This window comes from Micromonospora sp. TSRI0369 (assembly GCF_001905625.1).
In the GTDB taxonomy this organism is placed as follows: domain Bacteria; phylum Actinomycetota; class Actinomycetes; order Mycobacteriales; family Micromonosporaceae; genus Micromonospora; species Micromonospora echinospora_A.
Map to the genome: position 1 here is coordinate 924,163 of NZ_LIVU01000001.1, position 18,815 is coordinate 942,977.

General features: G+C 73.9%; 16 protein-coding genes. 11 read left to right on the forward strand and 5 right to left on the reverse strand.

The genetic code is table 11. The features are described 5' to 3' along the window. The first annotated feature begins 8 nt into the window (after positions 1-8). The 9 genes from AMK25_RS04565 to AMK25_RS04600 all read left to right on the forward strand — a co-directional run bounded on the left by AMK25_RS04565 (position 9) and on the right by AMK25_RS04600 (position 14,241). Positions 9-1,667, forward strand: coding sequence for a GTPase (locus AMK25_RS04565; protein WP_073827083.1), 1,659 nt, complete (start codon positions 9-11; stop codon positions 1,665-1,667). A gap of 52 nt (positions 1,668-1,719) precedes the next feature. Then, positions 1,720-2,946 carry a hypothetical protein gene (locus tag AMK25_RS04570; protein WP_073826864.1) on the forward strand — a complete coding sequence of 409 codons (1,227 nt, stop codon included), beginning with the start codon at positions 1,720-1,722 and terminating at the stop codon, positions 2,944-2,946. 1,148 nt (positions 2,947-4,094) lie between these two features. After that, on the forward strand, positions 4,095-4,550 hold the full coding sequence (locus AMK25_RS32595; protein WP_241826233.1) for a hypothetical protein: 456 nt from the start codon (positions 4,095-4,097) through the stop codon (positions 4,548-4,550). 612 nt (positions 4,551-5,162) lie between these two features. Next, positions 5,163-6,341, forward strand: coding sequence for a pyruvate dehydrogenase (acetyl-transferring) E1 component subunit alpha (gene pdhA / locus AMK25_RS04580; protein ID WP_073826868.1), 1,179 nt, complete (start codon positions 5,163-5,165; stop codon positions 6,339-6,341). Then, positions 6,341-7,330 carry an alpha-ketoacid dehydrogenase subunit beta gene (locus tag AMK25_RS04585; protein ID WP_073826870.1) on the forward strand — a complete coding sequence of 330 codons (990 nt, stop codon included), beginning with the start codon at positions 6,341-6,343 and terminating at the stop codon, positions 7,328-7,330. Before pdhA ends, AMK25_RS04585 begins: the two co-directional genes overlap by 1 nt. A gap of 5 nt (positions 7,331-7,335) precedes the next feature. Further along, positions 7,336-8,790: a dihydrolipoamide acetyltransferase family protein gene (locus AMK25_RS04590; RefSeq protein WP_073827084.1), complete on the forward strand. Its 1,455-nt coding sequence runs from the start codon at positions 7,336-7,338 to the stop codon at positions 8,788-8,790. A gap of 224 nt (positions 8,791-9,014) precedes the next feature. Next, positions 9,015-9,152: a hypothetical protein gene (locus tag AMK25_RS32305; protein ID WP_013283356.1), complete on the forward strand. Its 138-nt coding sequence runs from the start codon at positions 9,015-9,017 to the stop codon at positions 9,150-9,152. 337 nt (positions 9,153-9,489) lie between these two features. Further along, positions 9,490-12,288 carry an LppU/SCO3897 family protein gene (locus AMK25_RS04595; protein WP_073826872.1) on the forward strand — a complete coding sequence of 933 codons (2,799 nt, stop codon included), beginning with the start codon at positions 9,490-9,492 and terminating at the stop codon, positions 12,286-12,288. Between the two features lie 120 nt (positions 12,289-12,408). Next, positions 12,409-14,241, forward strand: coding sequence for an NHL domain-containing thioredoxin family protein (locus AMK25_RS04600; RefSeq protein ID WP_073826874.1), 1,833 nt, complete (start codon positions 12,409-12,411; stop codon positions 14,239-14,241). A 60-nt stretch (positions 14,242-14,301) separates the two neighbouring features. Here the strand turns inward: AMK25_RS04600 and AMK25_RS04605 are convergent, their stop codons facing one another. Genes AMK25_RS04605 through AMK25_RS04615 form a run of 3 tightly spaced genes read right to left on the reverse strand, consistent with a single transcriptional unit; the run spans position 14,302 to position 16,515 of the window. After that, positions 14,302-15,051: a LamB/YcsF family protein gene (locus AMK25_RS04605; protein ID WP_073826876.1), complete on the reverse strand. Its 750-nt coding sequence runs from the start codon at positions 15,049-15,051 to the stop codon at positions 14,302-14,304. Next, on the reverse strand, positions 15,035-15,904 hold the full coding sequence (locus AMK25_RS04610; protein ID WP_073826878.1) for a biotin-dependent carboxyltransferase family protein: 870 nt from the start codon (positions 15,902-15,904) through the stop codon (positions 15,035-15,037). Before AMK25_RS04610 ends, AMK25_RS04605 begins: the two co-directional genes overlap by 17 nt. Then, a complete protein-coding gene (locus AMK25_RS04615; protein ID WP_073826880.1) occupies positions 15,901-16,515 on the reverse strand; it encodes a 5-oxoprolinase subunit B family protein in 615 nt (204 codons plus the stop codon). The genes AMK25_RS04610 and AMK25_RS04615 overlap by 4 nt, the downstream gene beginning before the upstream one ends. A gap of 75 nt (positions 16,516-16,590) precedes the next feature. On the opposite strand from AMK25_RS04615, the gene trhA reads away from it, so the two are divergent. Beyond that, positions 16,591-17,268, forward strand: a complete 678-nt coding sequence (trhA, locus tag AMK25_RS04620; RefSeq protein ID WP_073826881.1) for a PAQR family membrane homeostasis protein TrhA — start codon at positions 16,591-16,593, stop codon at positions 17,266-17,268. 80 nt (positions 17,269-17,348) lie between these two features. Here trhA and AMK25_RS04625 read toward each other — a convergent pair whose 3' ends face one another. Beyond that, positions 17,349-17,639, reverse strand: a complete 291-nt coding sequence (locus AMK25_RS04625) for a DUF6458 family protein (protein WP_073826882.1) — start codon at positions 17,637-17,639, stop codon at positions 17,349-17,351. A gap of 117 nt (positions 17,640-17,756) precedes the next feature. Between AMK25_RS04625 and AMK25_RS04630 the strand changes: the two genes are divergently transcribed. Continuing rightward, entirely contained in the window at positions 17,757-18,293 is a 537-nt protein-coding gene (locus AMK25_RS04630; protein WP_073826883.1) for a SixA phosphatase family protein, read from the forward strand. A gap of 3 nt (positions 18,294-18,296) precedes the next feature. Here the strand turns inward: AMK25_RS04630 and AMK25_RS04635 are convergent, their stop codons facing one another. Beyond that, on the reverse strand, positions 18,297-18,707 hold the full coding sequence (locus AMK25_RS04635; RefSeq protein WP_073826884.1) for a winged helix-turn-helix transcriptional regulator: 411 nt from the start codon (positions 18,705-18,707) through the stop codon (positions 18,297-18,299). Positions 18,708-18,815 lie beyond the last annotated feature (108 nt).

An 18,815-nucleotide genomic window follows, 5' to 3' on the forward strand; every position in this document is an offset into this window, starting at 1 on the left:
TCGGACGGATGCGTGACGCGCTGCGCGGCGAGCAGCGGGTCGACCCGGACGTGCTGATCGAGCGCCTCCAGGCGATCCAGCGGTTCCTGAGCGCGGTGGACGGTGACGTGCCCGACGCCCAGCTGGTCGCCGCGCACACGGTGGTCGAGCGGGCCGGTGACCGGCTCGCCCTCTCCGGGCGGCACACGGTGGTGGCGCTGGCCGGCGCGACCGGCAGCGGCAAGTCGAGCCTGTTCAACTCGCTGGCCCGGCTCGACCTCTCCCCGGTCGGGGTGCGCCGGCCGACCACCGGCGTCGCGCACGCCTGCGTGTGGGGTCCGCTGGACGGCGCGGTCCGGCTGCTCGACTGGATCGGCGTGCTGCCCCGGCACCGGTTCGTCCGGGAGAGCCCGCTGGACGGCGACGACGAGTCGATGCTGCACGGCCTCGTCCTGCTCGACCTGCCCGACTTCGACTCGGTGCAGCACGGCCACCGGCTGGAGGTGGACCGCCTGCTGGGCCTGGTCGACCTGGTGGTCTGGGTGGTAGACCCACAGAAGTACGCGGACCGCGTGATCCACACCAGCTATCTGCGCGAGTTCCACAGGCACAAGGACGTCACCGTCGTGGTGCTCAACCAGGCCGACCGGCTGCACCCGACCGAGCTGCCCAAGGTCCTCGACGACCTGCGCCGGCTGCTCGACGCCGACGGGCTGGGCGGGGTGCCGCTGCTGCCGACGGTAGCGGTGGACCCGAACGGGCTCAGCGGCCTGCGGGCCGAGTTGGAGCGTACGGTCGCCGAACGGCAGGCCGCCCTGCGCCGGCTCTCCGGCGACGTGGACGCCGTCGTGGCCGACCTGGAACCGCTCGTCGGGCCGGAACCGCCGAGCACCAGGCCCGGTGACGCCTCGGCACAGGAGCTGACCCGGGCGCTGGCCGGTGCGGCCGGGGTGCCGACTGTGGCTCAGGCGGTCGAGGGTGCGTACCGGCACCGGGCCGTCAGCAACACCGGCTGGCCGCTGCTGCGGAGCTGGCGCAAGCTGCGACCGGACCCGCTGCGCCGGTTGCACCTGCCCGGGCGGGACCCGGACGCGCCGGCGGATAGCCTGGTCGCGGCCACCTCCGTACCCGATCCGACGGCCGCGCAGCGCTCGTCGCTGACGCTGGCGATCCGCGCGGTGGCCGACCGGCACGGCGCCGGTCTGCCGGTGCCGTGGCCGAACGCGGTGACCGCCGCGGCCCGGTCCCGGCAGACCGACCTGCCGGGCGCGCTCGACCACGCGGTCGCCGCGACCGACCTGGGCATGGACCGCCGGCCGGCCTGGTGGCGGGTGGTCGGCGTGCTCCAGTGGGTGGTCACCCTCACCGCGCTGGCCGGCCTGGTCTGGCTGCTCCTCGGGTACGCGGTGCGCCTGCTCGGCCTGCCGCCGCTGGAACACCCGACGCTCGGCGTGGTCCCGTGGCCCACCGTCCTGCTGCTCGGTGGCCTGCTGGCCGGGCTGCTGATCGCGGCGCTGACCCGGCCGGTGGTCGGATGGGCGGCCCGGCGGGCCCGGGCGCGCGCCGAGCGACGCCTGCTCACCTCGGTGGGCAGCGTCGGCGAGAAGTACGTGCTGGACCCGGTGTGGGCGGTGCTGACCCGCTACGGCACGGCCCGGGAGGCGCTGCGCGAGGCCGAGCGGCGCTGAACCCGGCGCGCTGACCGGTGTGGGGGCGGCTCGCGCGGCGTAGGGTCGATGCATGGCCACGCCACAAACCCCCTACGACGCGGTGCTGCACGCCGCGCGCGACGTGACGAGGCTCGACTCGGCCCTGGACGCGGAGATGCTCGGCGCCGCGTTGCTGGGCAGCGTCTACGCCGTCGCGGAGCACGACCGGGAACAGGCCGTCCGCGAGTTCGTCACCGGCTTCCTCGCCGCCACGTCCCGACGGCGCAGCGCCGCCGCGACCACACTGCGCGCCGTCTTCGCCGCCCTGGTGCCCGACGCCGAGGGCGCCGCCCGGGTCCGGCCCGGCGCGTACGCCCCGACGTGGACCGCCCAGCTCGGCCGGGTGCACGTCACAGGCGCCTGGGCGTACGGCGACGTGTACGGCGACCAGACGTCCTACCTCGCCACGTTCGCCTACGACGACGAGGAGCAGGGCGGGCCGGAGCACGCGCTGGTGGCACTGGTCGACCACAACATCGGCATCACCAAGGACGTCTTCGTCGGCGGCCCGGCGGCCCGGATCGTGGAGCAGGCCCGGGAGATCTGCACCGAGGACGAGTTCACCTGGTTCCGTACCGAGGACCCGGCCCGGATGCACGCCGAGGTGAGCCGCCACCTGGCGGTCACCGACGACCTCACCGAGCTGCCCGCACAGGGCTCACTGGCCACCGACCGGGCGCTCGTGGGCGCGCGGCTGGCCGTCCTGCCCGGGCCGACCCCGCCGGCCGGGCCGGCTGTCGTGCCGCCGCCCACCGACGAGGAGCGCACCCGTCTGGTACGCGCGTTCGTCGACTCGCCCGAGGCGACCCGGTTCGGCCTGCCCGAGGTGGCCGACGGCGAGCTTGCCTCGCTGCACTTCTGCCTCGGCCTGCTGCTCGACCACGCGGCCAGCTTCCCGGACGCCGACCCGATGCGGTGGAGCCCGATGGTCGCCGAGCTGTTCCTGCTCGACTGGGTGCACCGCCGGGCCGTGCTGGACATGGACGACGCGGCCATGCTGCCCCGGGTGCTGCGCGCCTGGGCGGCGTACGCGGCCCGCCAGCGCGGGCTGTCGCAGTCGGCCGCCGCCCGGACGGACGAGGCGATCACCGAGATGGTCCCGGAGTTCGCCCGGCTCTACAGCACCGGCGAACGGCGCAGCCCGGCCACCGCGGCGGTGGCCCAGCTCATGGCGGACGGCGTGGATCCGGACGACCCGGAGGCGCTCAACGCCTGGATCGAGGCGAACCGCCACCGCCTGACCGACGACCCGGCCTAGCCAGTAACGCCCGCATGACCGCCGCCACCTCGGCGAGGTGGCGTGGTCGCGACGGGTCTGATCCAGCCACTTCGCCGAAGTGGTGGTCGATCATGCGAAAGCCGGCCCGGATCACCGCCCGACGTGAGGGCGTGCCCCCGGACCGCGTTGATCGACACCATCTCGGCGAGGTGGCTGGATCAAGCCGGTCGTGACCACACCACCACGCCGAAGTGTTGTCGATCATGTGGCCTGCGCCCTCCGGTCCACCCCGCACACGTCCAGGGCATGCCCCTGAACACCCCACGCCCTCATTGATCCAGACCATCTCGGCGAAGTGGCTATATCAGGCCGGTCGTAACCACTCCACCGCGGCGAAGTGGTGTCGATCATGCAGGCTGCGCCCCAGACCACCCGCGCACGTCAGGGCATGCCCCTGGACACCCCACGCCCCGTTGACCCACCAGTTCCCCGAAGTGGCTGCATCAAGCCAGTCGTGACCACACCACCACGGGGAAGTGGTGTCGATCATGCGCCTGCCCTGCCCTGCCTCCCTCTCGTTGATCCACCATCTCGGGGAGGTGTCGGCATCGGGCCGGTCGGAACCGCACCACCACGGTGTAATGGTGTCGATCATGTGGCCTGCGCGCTCCGGACCACCCCGGCCGCCTTGGCAGGGGCAGGTCCCGGGAAGACCCACAACCTCGTTGATCGACACCATCTCGGCGAAGTGGCTGCATCGGGCCGGTCGGGACTGCACCACTACGCCGGAGTGGTGTCGATCATGAGGGGGCGGGCGCGGGACCACGGTTCCTGGCGGCAGGTGCGTGACGTCGGCTCGGCGGTGGAGCCCGACGAGGTGACCTACGGCTGGGAGGGAGCCGAACGGGCTGGTCGGCTCGGAGGTAATGGATGTGGCGGACGGCTCGGCAGGACCCTACGACTCGGCGGGACCGGACGGATCGGCGGTAGCGGATGTGGCGGACGGCTCGGCAGGACCGGACGGCTCGGCAGGACCGGACGGATCGGCGGGACCGGACGGATCAGCAGGGCCGGACGGGTCAGCAGGGCCGGACGGATCAGCAGGGCCGGACGGATCAGCAGGGCCGGACGTACCCGATGGGCCGGACGGGTCGGACGAACCCGTCGAAGGCGTCGGCTCGACTGACGTGGCGGACGGCTCAGGGCTGGGGCTCGGCTCGGGCGTCGGCGTACCCGGATCGGAGGGCGAGTGCGACGGTGACGGCGAGGGCACCGGGGACGGCCGCGGCGGGCGGACCGGGGTGGGCCGGACCGGCGTGGACGGTGGTGGCGGCGCGGCCACCGGCCGGGACCGGTGGCGGGCGGTCAGGTCGCTGTCGTCGGGCAGGCTCGGCGCGGCGGGGAGCACCGGACGCGCCGGGGGTACGGAGGTGACGTCGACCGCGGGCGTGGGCGTGGACGGCGCGGCGCGCTGGGTCGCCTGGGGCGGCGGGATGACCACCGGCCCGACCGAGGGCGTCGGCAGGAACGGGGTGCTGGTGTCGGGGAGCGCGCTGTTGCCCACGGTCGCCGATCCGGTGCTGACCGCGGCGAGGATCGGCATCGACGCGGTGCCGGCGAGCAGCGCCACGGTGAGCAGGTAGCCCCGGCTGGGTCCACCCGCGCCGGGGGCTCGGTGCGCGCCGACCACCCGGCGGTACGGGGAAGCGGGCAACGCCCGGTGCCGGCCGAGGAAGGGTGAGCCGGGGGGACCCTCTGGTTCGGACACCGGCAGACTCCTCACGCGCGAACGGGGACGGAGAGCACGCGCGGATATTCGGACAAATGCCGCGCAACAGCTCACCGCAAGCTTGACCCAGTGACGCTCAGTTCACCAGTCGCAACCGCGTGTCGACACACATTTTGTACGTCAGCCGATCCCGCCACTGGGGACAAAGACGGCTATCCGTCATGAAGACGATGGAACCTCACCCACCAAGGAGGCCATACTGTGGGCCCGCTCACCTCCTCTGCAATCATTCAGACACGACGGCAACGCAGCCGCCACCTCCGCGTACCCCGCGGCTGGTGCGGAACGGCGCCGGCGCTCCCGGGCCTGGGTCTGTCACCGACCGACTCCGGCTCACGCCGCGCGGCAACCCCTACCGGGGTCAGGCGCGGTCGCCAGGGACCGACCCGGCATCAGCCGGGCGGGCGCACGAGGTGCTCGGCTCGGGTAACCCCCGGCGCCGGCGCAGACAGACAGGGAGAGACGGATGGCAAAGGGCGACCCCGGGGCCACCACCCGCAGCAAGCGGGCCGCACCCCGCACCAGGCGCGCCGCCGCGGCCGGTGAACCGGAACTCGTACAGCTGCTCACGCCGGAAGGTGAGCGGATCGAGACCGCGCTCGGCCCGGACGGGACCGAGTACCGCGTCGACTTCACCGACGAGGAGTACCGCGGGCTCTACCGCGATCTCGTCCTGGTGCGCAAGCTCGACGCCGAGGCCACCGCCCTGCAGCGCCAGGGCGAACTGGGCCTGTGGGCCAGCCTGCTGGGTCAGGAGGCGGCGCAGGTCGGCTCCGGCCGGGCGCTGCGTACCCAGGACATGGCTTTCCCGACCTACCGCGAGCACGGCGTGCTCTACTGCCGCGGCATCGACCCGATCATGCCGCTGGGCCTGTTCCGCGGCGTCGACCAGGGCGGCTGGGACCCGAACGAGTTCAAGTTCAACATGTACACGATCGTGATCGGGGCGCAGACCCTGCACGCGACCGGGTACGCCATGGGTGTCGCCATGGACGGCAAGACCGGCGGCGAGGACGGCGAGGCGGTCATCGCCTACTTCGGCGACGGCGCCACCAGCCAGGGCGACGTCAACGAGTCGTTCGTCTGGGCCAGCGTCTTCAACGCCCCGCTGGTGTTCTTCTGCCAGAACAACCAGTACGCCATCTCCGAGCCGCTGGAGCGGCAGACCCGCGTCCCGCTGTACCGCCGGGCCGGCGGGTTCGGCTTCCCCGGCGTCCGGGTGGACGGCAACGACGTGCTCGCGTCGTACGCGGTGACCCGGCATGCGCTGGACAACGCGCGCAACGGCCAGGGCCCGAGCCTGATCGAGGCGTACACCTACCGGATGGGCGCGCACACCACCTCCGACGACCCGACCCGCTACCGGATCGCCAGCGAGGTCGAGGCGTGGCAGGCGAAGGACCCGATCGCCCGGATGAAGGCGTTCCTGACCAAGCAGAAGATCGCCGACGAGTCGTTCTTCACCGAGGTCGACGAGCAGGCCCGCACCGAGTCGGTGCACCTGCGTGAGCGCGTGCTCGCGATGCCCGACCCGCAGCCGGTGAGCATGTTCGACCACGTCTACCCCAACGGGTCTCCCGAGCTGGACGAGCAGCGGGCCCGGTTCTCGCAGTACATGGAGTCGTTCGAGGGGAGCGCCCACTGATGGCCACGGAGACGCTCACCCTCGGCAAGGCGCTCAACACCGGCCTGCGGCGGGCCCTGGAGAACGACCCCAAGGTCGTCATCATGGGCGAGGACGTCGGCAAGCTCGGCGGCGTGTTCCGGATCACCGACGGCCTCCAGAAGGACTTCGGCGACCAGCGCGTGATCGACACCCCGCTGGCCGAGTCCGGCATCATCGGCACCGCTGTCGGCCTGGCCATCCGTGGCTTCCGGCCGGTCTGCGAGATCCAGTTCGACGGCTTCGTCTACCCCGCGTACGACCAGATCGTGTCGCAGGTGGCGAAGATGCACTACCGCTCGCAGGGCAAGGTGCGGATCCCGATGGTCATCCGCATCCCGTTCGGCGGCGGCATCGGCGCTGTCGAGCACCACTCCGAGTCGCCCGAGGCGTACTTCGCGCACACCGCCGGTCTCAAGGTGGTGAGCTGCGCGAACCCGCAGGACGCGTACGTGATGATCCAGCAGGCGATCGCCTCGGACGACCCGATCGTGTTCCTGGAGCCGAAGAGGCGCTACTGGGAGAAGGGTCCGGTGGACCTGGACGCGCCGATCGCCGACGCGTACCCCCTGCACTCGGCCCGGGTCGCGCGGCCCGGCACGGACGCGACGGTCCTGGCGTACGGCCCGATGGTCCGCACCGCGCTCGACGCGGCCACCGCCGCCGCCGAGGACGGCCGCGAGCTGGAGGTCATCGACCTGCGGACGCTCTCGCCGCTGGACCTGACCGCCGTGTACGAGTCGGTGCGGCGCACCGGCCGCTGCGTGGTCGTGCACGAGGCCCCGGGCAACCTGGGTCTCGGGTCGGAGATCGCGGCCCGGATCACCGAGGAGTGCTTCTACTCCCTGGAGTCCCCGGTGCTGCGAGTGACCGGCTTCGACACGCCCTACCCGGCCGCCCGGGTGGAGGAGGAGTACCTGCCCGACCTGGACCGGGTGCTCGACGCCGTCGACCGCACCTTCGGCTGGTGAGCGGCATGTCCCGGATCAAGGAGTTCAACCTTCCCGACCTGGGCGAGGGCCTGACCGAGGGTGAGATCCTCGCGTGGCTGGTCAAGGTCGGCGACGACATCGAGCTGAACCAGCCGATCGTCGAGGTGGAGACCGCGAAGGCGGCGGTCGAGATCCCGGCGAAGTGGGCCGGACGGGTGCAGGCGATCTTCCACCCGGAGGGGTCCACCGTCGAGGTCGGCGTGCCGATCATCGCGATCGACACCGACCCGGGCGCCGGGCCGATCGAGGAGTCGACGACCGCGACCCCGGCGTCGGAGCTGCCCACGCCGTCGGCCGCGTCGCTGGCAGCGGTCCAGGTCGCGCCCGCCGAGGGCATGGTCGAGCCGGGTCTGATCGGTGGTGTCGCCCCGGGTGGGCGCACCGCGGTGCTCGTCGGCTACGGGCCGCGCAACGCGCCGGCCAAGCGCCGCCCGCGCAAGGGCGACGCGCCGGCACCGGCTCAGGCCGCCGCCCCGGTGGCACCCGCGCCGGTCGCTCCCGCGCCCGCTCCCGCCCCGACCGTCAACGGCAACGGCCGGGTCACCGGTCCGGTGCTGGCCAAGCCGCCAGTCCGCAAGCTGGCGAAGGACCTCGGCATCGACCTGGCCACGCTGACCGGCTCGGGTCCGCTCGGCTCGATCACCCGTGAGGACGTACAGCGGGCGGCGACCGCGACCCCGGCGGCGGCCGAGCCGCTGACGGTCGCGGCACCGGCCGCGTCGGCCGCGAGCTTCGGCGCGGACCGCGAGCAGCGCATCCCGGTCAAGGGGGTACGCAAGCTCACCGCGGAGAACATGGCCCGCTCGGCGTTCACCGCGCCGCACGTGACGGAGTTCCTGACCGTCGACGTGACCCGGGCGATGAAGGCGCTGGACCGGCTCCGCGACCGGCGCGAGTGGCGCGACGTCCGGGTCTCGCCGCTGCTGCTGGTCGCCAAGGCGGTGCTGCTGGCGGTCAAGCGGCACCCGATGGTCAACTCGACCTGGGCCGGCGACGAGATCGTGGTGAAGGAGTACGTCAACCTCGGCATCGCGGCGGCCACCGAGCGTGGCCTGATCGTGCCGAACATCAAGGACGCCGGGCGGCTCTCGCTGCGCGAGCTGGCGGACGCGATGACGGATCTGGTGCAGACCGCGAAGTCGGGCAAGACGTCCCCGGCGGACATGTCCGGCGGCACGCTCACCATTACCAACGTCGGCGTCTTCGGCGTGGACACCGGTACGCCGATCCTGCCCCCGGGCGAGTCGGCGATCCTCGCCTTCGGCGCGGTACGGGAGCAGCCGTGGGTGCACAAGGGCAAGGTGAAGCCGCGCCTGGTGACCACGCTCGGCCTCTCCTTCGACCACCGCATCATCGACGGTGAGCTGGGCTCGAAGTTCCTCCGCGACATCGGGGACTTCCTCGCCGACCCGGAGGCGGCGCTGCTCGCCTGGACCTGACGTACCACCGCTCCGGTCACGGCCGGTGTGCCACGGGTGAACGCCCGGCACACCGGCCGTGACCGTTTTGGGAACCGAATCATAGGATCGATGCCGCTCTGGACCTACGATCCTTAGGCACGTGGCTCAGCTCACCTAATAATCGATGGCGATCGGCGGCCTGGTGCGCTTAAATAGAGACATCAAGGGGCTGACAACCGAATAGCCAGGAGGAGAGACCCAAGATGAGCATGATCGAGCGAATCCGCACCCGCCGCGACGCCAACCGCCGGGCCCGTGCCATCGAGCACGCCCTGCGCTCCGCGAACTCGCCCGCGGTCCGCGAGGAGCTTCTCGCCATCGCCCAGCGTCACATGAGCTGACGCCACAGACCTTTCTCACCTCCTCCAGTCCGAAGACCCGCCCGACACCGGGCGGGTCTTCGGCGTATCGGCACCGGGATTCCACCTCGCCGCAGCGCCCGGTACGGTTGGCACGGTCGCCAACCGGTGGTTCCGGGCCGACGCGAGCAAGTGACACTCATCGACGTCGTCCGGTGACTTTCGGTGACGGCCGATGCTCCCCCGGGCGGCTCCGGGCAACCACCGGATACGGTGCGGGGAGCCCGCACGGCCGGTACCCGCCGGCGACGCCGGCAACCATGTCGACGGTTCCCCCGACCGGCATCGGCGGCCGACCTGTGATGGAGGAGGCGCACCCATGACGTCCGAGGCTCCGCACCGCCCCGGCCAGGAGCCGGGCGAGGTGTCGCCGGGCACCGGCGGACCGGTGCCGTACGGCGATCAGCCGGCGCAGCAGGACAACGGGTACAACGGCGCGCCCGACCTCGGCTGGGCACCGCCCCCGCCGGCCGGTCGGCCCGCGCAACCGGTCTGGGCCGCGAACGACGAGCAGCCACCCGCGTGGGCTCCGCCCGCGGGCCAGCCGGTGACCGGCCGGGCCACCGCCCAGGTCCCACCGCCCGCCGACCGCGGGCAGCAGCCCGCCTGGGGCGGCACCGACCAGGGCGCCCCCGCCTGGGCCGGTCCCGGCCAGGGCAGCCCCGCGTGGGGCGCGCCCGAGCAGCCCCGCCCGGACCGCGCCGCCGACCCGGCGCCGCCCGCCTGGGCCGCCACGCCGCCAGGCAGCCCCGCCGAGCCGACGGCGCCGGCCTGGGCCGCGGAGCAGAACCGTCAGGGGTGGGGCTCCGGTGAGCAGCCGGTCCGGTCGCCGTCCGGCGACCCGGCCGCTCGCGGCACCGGTTACGTCCCCGCCCCGGCCACCGTGCCGAACGAGACCTGGGTCACGCCCGCTCCGCCGGACGACCCGCACCGCTCCGGCGGCTTCGCGCCCACCGGCGGGCAGCACGACGACGCCCCGGGACACGCCGGTGGCTGGCCCCCCGCCGCCGCGCCGCCGGACGATCCGAACCGCTCCGGCGGCTGGAACCCGCGTGACGAGCAGCCCGCCGCGGCCGACGACCCCGGCCGCTCCGGCGGCTGGACGCCGCGCGAGAGCCAGCCGGCCTGGGCGCCCCCGGGTCAGCAGACCGGCGCCACCTGGCCGCCGGCCGATCCGCCCGCCCGGGCCGCCGCCGCGGTCTCGGTGCCCGGCGCCACCCGGCCGGACGCTTCGTGGTCCACTCCGGAGCAGTCCGATCAGGACAACCGCTCCGCCGCTCCCGAGGACGACCCGCACCGCTCCGGCGGCTGGCGTCCGACGGGAGGACCGCAGCACGACGAGGGACACCGCTCCGGCGGCTGGCCCGCCGCGCAGCCCGAGAACCGCGCGGGTGGCTGGGACGAGCCTGCCCGCCCCGACGACCCGGACCGTTCCGGTGGCTGGGCCGCGGGCCGCGCCGCCAACCCGGTTGAGGCGGCACAGCCGGGCGGCTGGGGCGAACCGGACCAGGGCCGCCAGCCCGGCGGCTGGGGTGCACCCGCCGTACCGCAGCAGCGTGACTCCGAGGAGCAGGCCGGCGCCTGGAGCGGCGCCGCGTCAGTGCCGCAGCGCCAGGAGACCGGGCGGCCGGCGGAGGAGCCGGCACAGCCCGGCTGGGGCTCCGCCGCGCCGGTCGAGGCGCCGGCGGCCCGCGCGAGCGTCTCCGTACCGGCTCCCGACGCGCCCGCCGGCTGGGGCGGCAACCAGGACGACCGCCCGGCCGTACCGGCCGCCGAGCCGTGGTCGCCCGCCGAGGCGTGGGGCCGCTCCGAGGACTCCGCGCCGGCCTACCAGCCCGCTCCCGCGCCGGGCATCTCGCCCGGCAACGCCGTGCCGCTGCCCGCACAGCAGCAGCGGGTGCCCGGGGCCGCGCTTGCCGCGTCGTCGCCCGCCGACCACCCGCCCGCGCCGGCCGAACCCCAGGGGTACGAGCCGGAGCGCGGCGACGGAGCCTGGGGCGAGCCGCAGTCGGCGTCCGTGCCCGGCCCGCGTACCTCCCCGGAGGGCGGCCCGGTCTCGGCCAGCGCGTCGGTCCCGGTGACCAGCCGGGTCACCCCGCCGTCCGACCAGCCCCTGCCGACCGGCACCCCGGCGCCGCAGCCCCGGGTGTACGGCCGGCCGGCCCGCCCGGAGCCCGAGGACGCGCCCGAGCAGGACGGGCACGGCTTCCCCGACCAGGACGGGCCGTCCGGGTTCGGCCCGGACAACGGCTTCCCCGGCCCGCAGTCCCGGACCGAGGACGCCGACGGACCGCACGGGTACGCCGCCGTGCCGCCGTCGTCGCCGGCCGCGCCGCCGCCGTTCCCGGCCGGTGTGCCGTCCTTCATGGACCCGCCCGCGAACACCCGCCCCGCCAACGGGGTGCACCCGGGCGGCGAGGCGCCCGGCGCGGTCCGGGACCCGTTCGACGGCCCGCAGAGCCCGTACGGCACCCCGGGCGGTCACCAGGACCCGTTCGGCCCGCCGGGCGGCCGCCAGGACCCGTTCGGTTCTCCCGGCGGCCACCAGGATCCGTTCGGCAGCCCGGCCGGCCGTCCCGAGCCGTTCGGCGGCCAGCCGGACCAGTTCGGCTCGCCGGCCGGTGGGCGCGCCTCCGTCGCGGTGCCCGGCCAGGGCCGGCCGGGCGACACGAGCCCCTACCCGGCGCCGCAGCAGGCCCCGCCGGCCTGGTCGCAGGACGGACCGTCCGGTGAGCCGGAGCAGGGCCGGTTCGACGCGTTCAAGCCGGACGCCGCCGAGCCGCAGACCGAGGCGCCCCCGCCGAAGGTACGCAACGGACGGGTGCTGGCCGCGGTGCTGATCGCGGCGGTGCTCATCCTCGCCGTACCGCTCGGGCTGCTCACGCTGCTCGGCAAGGTCGGCGACGACAAGCCGGCGGGCTTCGACCCGGCGGTCGGCTCCTGCGTCAAGCAGTCCGGCGAGACCGCCGTGGCCGCCGACTGCGGGGAGCAGGGCGCGTTCAGCGTGGTGTCGAAGGTGGACAACAAGGACAAGTGCGCCGATCTGACGCAGCCGACGGTCTCCGTCGAGAGCGGCGGGACCACCCGGGTGCTCTGCCTGAAGCCCGCCGGCCAGTAACCACACGTACGCCGGAGCGTCCACCCCTCCCCGGGGTGGGCGCTCCGCGCCGTTTCGGTGTGCCTCTGTTCACCCCGGGTTCGCCGCGAGCGCACCCGGCCGGTGCGGCACGATGGGGGCATGAGCGCGCGCGTACGGGCACCCGAACTGCGGGGTCGGGCCTGGCTGAACACCGGCGGCAAGGCCGTCACGCTGGCCGACCTGCGAGGCAAGATCGTCCTGCTGGATTTCTGGACCTTCTGCTGCATCAACTGCCTGCACGTGCTGGACGAGCTGCGGCCGCTCGAAGAGAAGTACGGCGACGTCCTGGTCGTGATCGGGGTGCACTCGCCGAAGTTCGAGCACGAGAAGGACCCGGCGGCGCTGGCCGCTGCAGTCGAACGGTACGGCGTGCACCACCCGGTGCTCGACGACGCCGACATGGACATGTGGCAGCAGTACGCGGCCAAGGCGTGGCCGACTCTCGCCGTGGTCGACCCGGAGGGCTACGTGGTCGCCACCATGGCCGGCGAGGGGCACGCCGAAGGTCTCGCCCGGCTGATCGACGAGCTGATCGCGGCCCACGAGGCCAAGGGCACGCTGCACCGGGGCGAGGGCCCGTACGTGCCGCCGGCCGAGCCGGACACCGTGCTGCGGTTCCCCGGCAAGGCGCTGCCGCTCGACGGCGGAAACCTGCTGGTCAGCGACTCGGCCCGGCACTCCCTGGTCGAGCTGGCCGCCGACGGCGAGACGGTGGTCCGCCGCATCGGCGCCGGTTCCCGGGGCCGGACGGACGGCCCGGCCACCGCCGCCACGTTCGCCGAACCGCAAGGGCTCTGCCTGCTGCCGCCGCACGTGGCCGAGGTGGCCGGCTACGACGTGGTGATCGCGGACACGGTCAACCACCTGCTGCGCGGCGTACGGCTGTCCACCGGCGAGGTGGTCACAGTGGCCGGCACCGGTCGGCAGTGGCGCTCGACCGTCGACGACCACGCGCACGACGCCCGTGCCGTCGACCTGTCGTCCCCGTGGGACGTGGCCTGGTACGACGACCGGGTGATCGTCGCCATGGCCGGCATCCACCAGCTCTGGTGGTTCGACCCGATCAAGCGGACCGCCGGCATGTACGCCGGTACCACTGTCGAGGCGCTGCGCGACGGCCCGCTGCCGGACGTGTGGATGGCGCAGCCGTCCGGTCTGTCCGTGTCGGCCGACGGTTCGCGGCTCTGGATCGCCGACAGCGAGACCAGCGCGATCCGCTGGGTCGAAGGCGGCGTCATGCACACCGCCGTCGGTCAGGGCCTGTTCGACTTCGGGCACGTCGACGGCCCGGCCGACCAGGCGTTGCTCCAGCACCCGCTGGGCGTGTGCGCGCTGCCCGACGGCTCGGTGCTGATCGCCGACACGTACAACGGGGCGGTGCGGCGCTTCGACCCGGAGACCGGGCAGGTGGGCACCGTCGCGGACGGGCTGGCCGAGCCGAGCGATCTGGTGCTCACCGGCGAGGGCGACGTGCTCGTGGTCGAGTCGGCCGCGCACCGGCTGACCCGGCTGGCGCCGGGCGCGCTGACCTCGGCCGGGGCGAACACTGTGGACGGCCCCCGGCACCGGCTGGAGCGCAAGCCGACCGACGTGGCGGCCGGGGAGCTGACCCTGGACGTGATCTTCACGCCGGCGCCGGGGCAGAAACTCGACGAGACGTACGGGCCGTCGACCCGTCTGGTGGTCTCCGCGTCCCCGCCGGAGCTGCTGGTCGAGGGCGCGGGCACCACCACCGACCTGTCCCGCAAGCTGGTGGTCAGCGGCGACGTGGCGCAGGGCGTGCTCCAGGTGACCGCCCAGGCGGCGACGTGCGACGCCGACGTCGAGCACGCGGCCTGCCACCTGACGCGGCAGGACTGGGGCGTGCCGGTCCGGGTGGTCACCGGCGGGGCGACCCGCGTGCCGCTGGTCCTGCGTGGCATGGACGCCTGACAGCGCGTGTTAAGAAGGGCCCCTTCCTCTACCGGAGGCGTTAACAGGGGGCCCTTCCTTTCACGCGAACGGAGTGAGCGTGACCCCCGCATCGACAAGCGCGGCCCGCACCAGCTCCGCGCACCGCACCGCCCCAGGCGTGTCACCGTGCAGGCAGATCGACTCGACCGGGCAGGGAATCACCGTCCCGTCGACAGCGACGAGCGTCTGCTCGACAGCCATCCGTACCGCCCGGACGGCGACCTGCTCCGGGTCGGTCACCAGCGCGTCCGGTGAGCTGCGCGGCACCAGCGTGCCGTTCGGGAGGTAGTTGCGGTCGGCGAACCCCTCGGCCACCACCCGCAGCCCGGCGCCGGTCGCGAGCTGCGCGAGCACGCTGCCGGGCTGGCAGAGCACTGGTAGCTCGTGGTCGTACCCGCTGATGGCGGCCACCAGCGCGGCGGCCTGGGCCTCGTCGCGGGCGGCCGCGTGGTAGAGCGCGCCGTGCGGTTTGAGGTAGCGGACCCGGGTGCGGTACAGCCGGCAGAAGGCGTCGAGCGCCCCGAGCTGGTAGATCGTCTCGTCGCGCAGCTCGGCGAAGTCGTACGCGATGTGCCGCCGCCCGAAGCCGGCGAGGTCCCGGTAGCCGACCTGCGCGCCGACCGCGACGCCGCGTTCGGCGGCGGCGGCGCAGACCCGGTGCATGGTGGCCGCGTCGCCGGCGTGGAAGCCGCAGGCCACGTTCGCGGAACTGATCAGGTCGAGCAGCGCGTGGTCGTCGCCGAGCCGCCAGCTTCCGAATCCCTCGCCGAGGTCAGCGTTGAGGTCCATGGAACGTCACCGTAGCGCCTGGCCGGGCCTGGGCGAGCGCTGTCACGTCGTCCACCACCCCGACGACCGGGTAACCGCCGGTGGTGGGGTGGTCGGCGAGGAAGACCAGCGGCTGGCCGTCCGGCGGGACCTGCACCGCGCCGAGCACCAGCCCTTCGCTGGGCAGTTCGCCGGCCACCGCGCGGGGCAGTGCCGCGCCGGCCAGCCGCGCGCCGACCCGGTTGCTGTCCGGGCTCACCGTGTACGCGGTGCCGCACAGCAGGTCCAGCGCCTGCGGGGTGAACCAGTCCTGCCGGGGGCCGGGGCGCACGGTGAGCCGCAGCTCGTCCGGGAGCGGCCCGGTGACGGTGAGGTCGACGGGTGCGGGTGGACCGGCCGAGGTGCCGAGGGGCAGCCCGTCCCCGTCGCGCAGCGGTGGCGGCCCGAGCCCGGAGAGCGTGTCGGTGGACCGGCTGCCGAGCACCGGCTCGACGGTGATCCCGCCGCTCACCGCCAGCCAGGTGCGCACCCCGGCCCGGGCCGGCCCGACGCGCAGCACCGCCCCGGCCGGCAGCGCCAGCGGCCGTCCCACGTCCGCCGGACGCCGCCGCGCCCCGGGCGGCGGCCACTCGACGACCACCTCGGCGGGGGCGCCGGTGAGCGCGACCGCGACGGCCCGGGTGAAGCGCAGCACGCAGCCGGTCATGGTGATCTCCAGCCCGGCGGCGTGCTCTTCGTTGCCGACGAGGCGGTTGGCCAGGCGCAGGGCGGCCGGGTCGAGCGCGCCGGAGCGGGGTACGCCGAGGTGCGCCCAGCCGGGGCGGCCCTGGTCCTGCACTGTGGTGAGCGCCCCGGCCCGCAGCACCTCGATCACGGCGCGTCGACCAGCCGGACCCGGGTGCCGGGGGTGAGCCGGGCCGGCGGGTCGGCGCGTACGTCGAACAGCGGCAGGTCGGTCCGGCCGACCAGCAGCCAGCCGCCTGGTGACGCGGCGGGGTAGATGCCCGCGTACGGGCCGGCGAGCGCGACCGAGCCGGCCGGCACCCGGGTACGCGGCGTGGCGAGCCGGGGCACTGCCAGCTCGGGCGGCAGCCCGGTCAGGTACGCGAACCCGGGCGCGAATCCGCAGAACGCGACCCGGAACTCGGTACGCCGCAGCCGGTCGACCACGGCGGGCACGTCGGTGTCCCAGTGGGCGGCGACGCGCGGCAGGTCCTCGCCGTCGTACACGGTGGGCACCCGGACCTCCTCGGTGGCTGCGCCCGAGGCGGCGGTCCGTGGACGCCAGCCGGCGATCCGGGCGGCTGCCGCCTGCGGCTCCGGTACGCCGTCGAGCAGCACGGTGACAGCGCCCGGGACGATCTCGGTGGCGGTCAGCTCGCCGCTCGCGCGCCGGTGCCACAGTTCGGCCCGCCACGCCTCGACCTGCTCGGGGTCGTCGCAGTCGAGCAGCAGGGCATGGGTCCCGACCGGCCGGATCCGCATCCGGTCATCCTCCCGCCGGCTGACGTGACGGTCCACACTACTTGCAAGTAACCTACGCTGCCGTAACCTGTTGACGTGACCACATCCGCACCGTTCCGGCTCCGGCCGGCCGACATCGGGAAGCCGCGCATGCGCGGCTGGCTGCACGCGTACGCGTTCTTCGCCGCTCTCGTCTGCGGCATCGTGCTCTGTTCGATCGCCGCCGGCCGTCCCGGCTGGGCGCCACTGGTGAGCTGTCTGATCTACAGCTTCACCGTGTGCGGGCTCTTCGGCACCAGCGCGCTCTACCACCGGCGGGTCTGGTCCGAACGCGGCTACCAGATCATGCGCCGGATGGACCACTCGATGATCTTCGTGTTCATCGCCGGCACCTACACGCCGTTCTGCGCCCTGCTGCTGGACAACCGGCAGGCCACGATCATGCTGAGCCTGGTCTGGGGCGGCGCGATCGCGGGCGTCGCGGTCAAGCTGATCTGGCCGCACGCGCCGCGCTGGGTCTCCGCCCCGCTCTATCTCGCGCTCGGCTGGGTCGCGGTGGCCATGCTGCCGCAGATCCTGCACTCCGGCGGCGTCACCGCGCTGGTGCTGCTCAGCGTGGGCGGCGCGATCTACAGCGTGGGCGCGGTCTTCTACGCGCTGCGCCGCCCGAACCCGTGGCCCACGGTCTTCGGCCACCACGAGTTCTTCCACGCCTGCACGCTCGTCGCGGCGATCTGCCACCACATCGCGATCTACTTCGCGTTGTTCGCCTGACCCGAGCCGAGCCGGACCGGCCCCGGACACGCGCGAGGGCCCCGCGCCGTTGCGGGGCCCTCGGGTTCGGGGGGTACGGGTCAGACCGGGTAGCCCGAGCCCGGACCACGCACCTCGCGGTACTCCTCGCGTACGACGCGGTCCTCCCGGACCGGCGCGACCGGCTCGGCGACGACCCGCTCGCGCACCGGGGCGGCCACCACGCGGCGGCGGCTGTTCCAGAAGTAGAGCGTGGTGAGCAGGCCGGCGACGCCGGCGAGCATGAGCACCCAGCCCACCACGTTGAGGTTCAGCCATCCCAGGTTGGCGTCGACGGCGAACGCGAAGATCGCGCCGAGCGCGATGAGGAAGATGCTTGCACCGATGCCCATGACGTCGCCTCCTTGGCGTCCTGCTGGCGTTTCCTGCCCGCCGCGGCCATGGATGAGGTAGCGGCACACGTCGACATACCCAGGCGCTTTGATCGTCAATCAGGCAAGCTGGGCGGTATGACGGACGGCAGGAACGGGCAGCGGACGTTGGTGCTGCTGCGGCACGCCAAGGCCGAGCCGTCCGGGGACGCCCCGGACGCGGAGCGGTCGCTGACGGCGCGGGGGCACGCCGACGCCGCCACCGCCGGCGCCTGGCTGGCCCGGCACGGGCTGCTTCCCGACGTGGTCCTCTGCTCGCCGGCCCGGCGCACCCGGCAGACCTGGCACGACGTGGCGATGGGGATGAGCGGTTCGCCGGTGGAAGGCGGTCCGGCAGGCTCGGCGCCCGCGGTGCGGTACGAGGCGACCGCGTACGACGCGCTTCCGGATCAGCTGCTGGAGCTGCTGTGGACCGTCGAGCCGACCGCCGGCACGGTGCTGCTGGTCGCCCACAATCCGGGGATCTCTCTGCTGTCGGCACTGCTCGATCCGCAGCGGGCCGACCCGGACGGCCTGCGGACCACAGACCTGGTGGTGCACCGGCCGACGACCCGCTGGGCCGACCTCGCGCCGGGGAACGCGCCGATCACCGGCCGCCACACCGCCCGCGCCTGAGGCTCAGCCGACCCGGGTGTCGTACGCCGCCCGGTTGGCGAGCACGTCGTCCATGTGCGCCTCCGCCCAGGATTTCAGGCCCCGGATCATCTCGTGCAGGGAGAACCCGAGGTCGGTCAGCTCGTAGGTGACTGTCACCGGCACTGTCGGCTCCACGGTGCGGGTGATCAGACCGTCGCGTTCCAGGGCGCGCAGCGTCTGGGTGAGCATCTTCTGGCTGACCCCCGGGAGCGTGCGGAACAGCTCGGAGTATCGCCTCGGGCGCGGGTCGCCCGCGCAGTCCGCCCCGAACCGGTGCGAGCCGTCGCTGCGCAACGCGGCCAGCACGAGCGTGACCCACTTGTCGGTGATCCGGTCGAGCAGTTGCCGGCTGGGGCACTGGGCCAGGAACGCGTCGTACTCCGCCTTGCTCATCTGTGCTCCTGCCGTCTCGGTGAGCTACGCACTTTCAGGTGCCTACTTCCCACCGGAAAGTTACACCCCGATAGTGGAGGCCGGGCGCCGTGATCCAGCGGCGCCCGT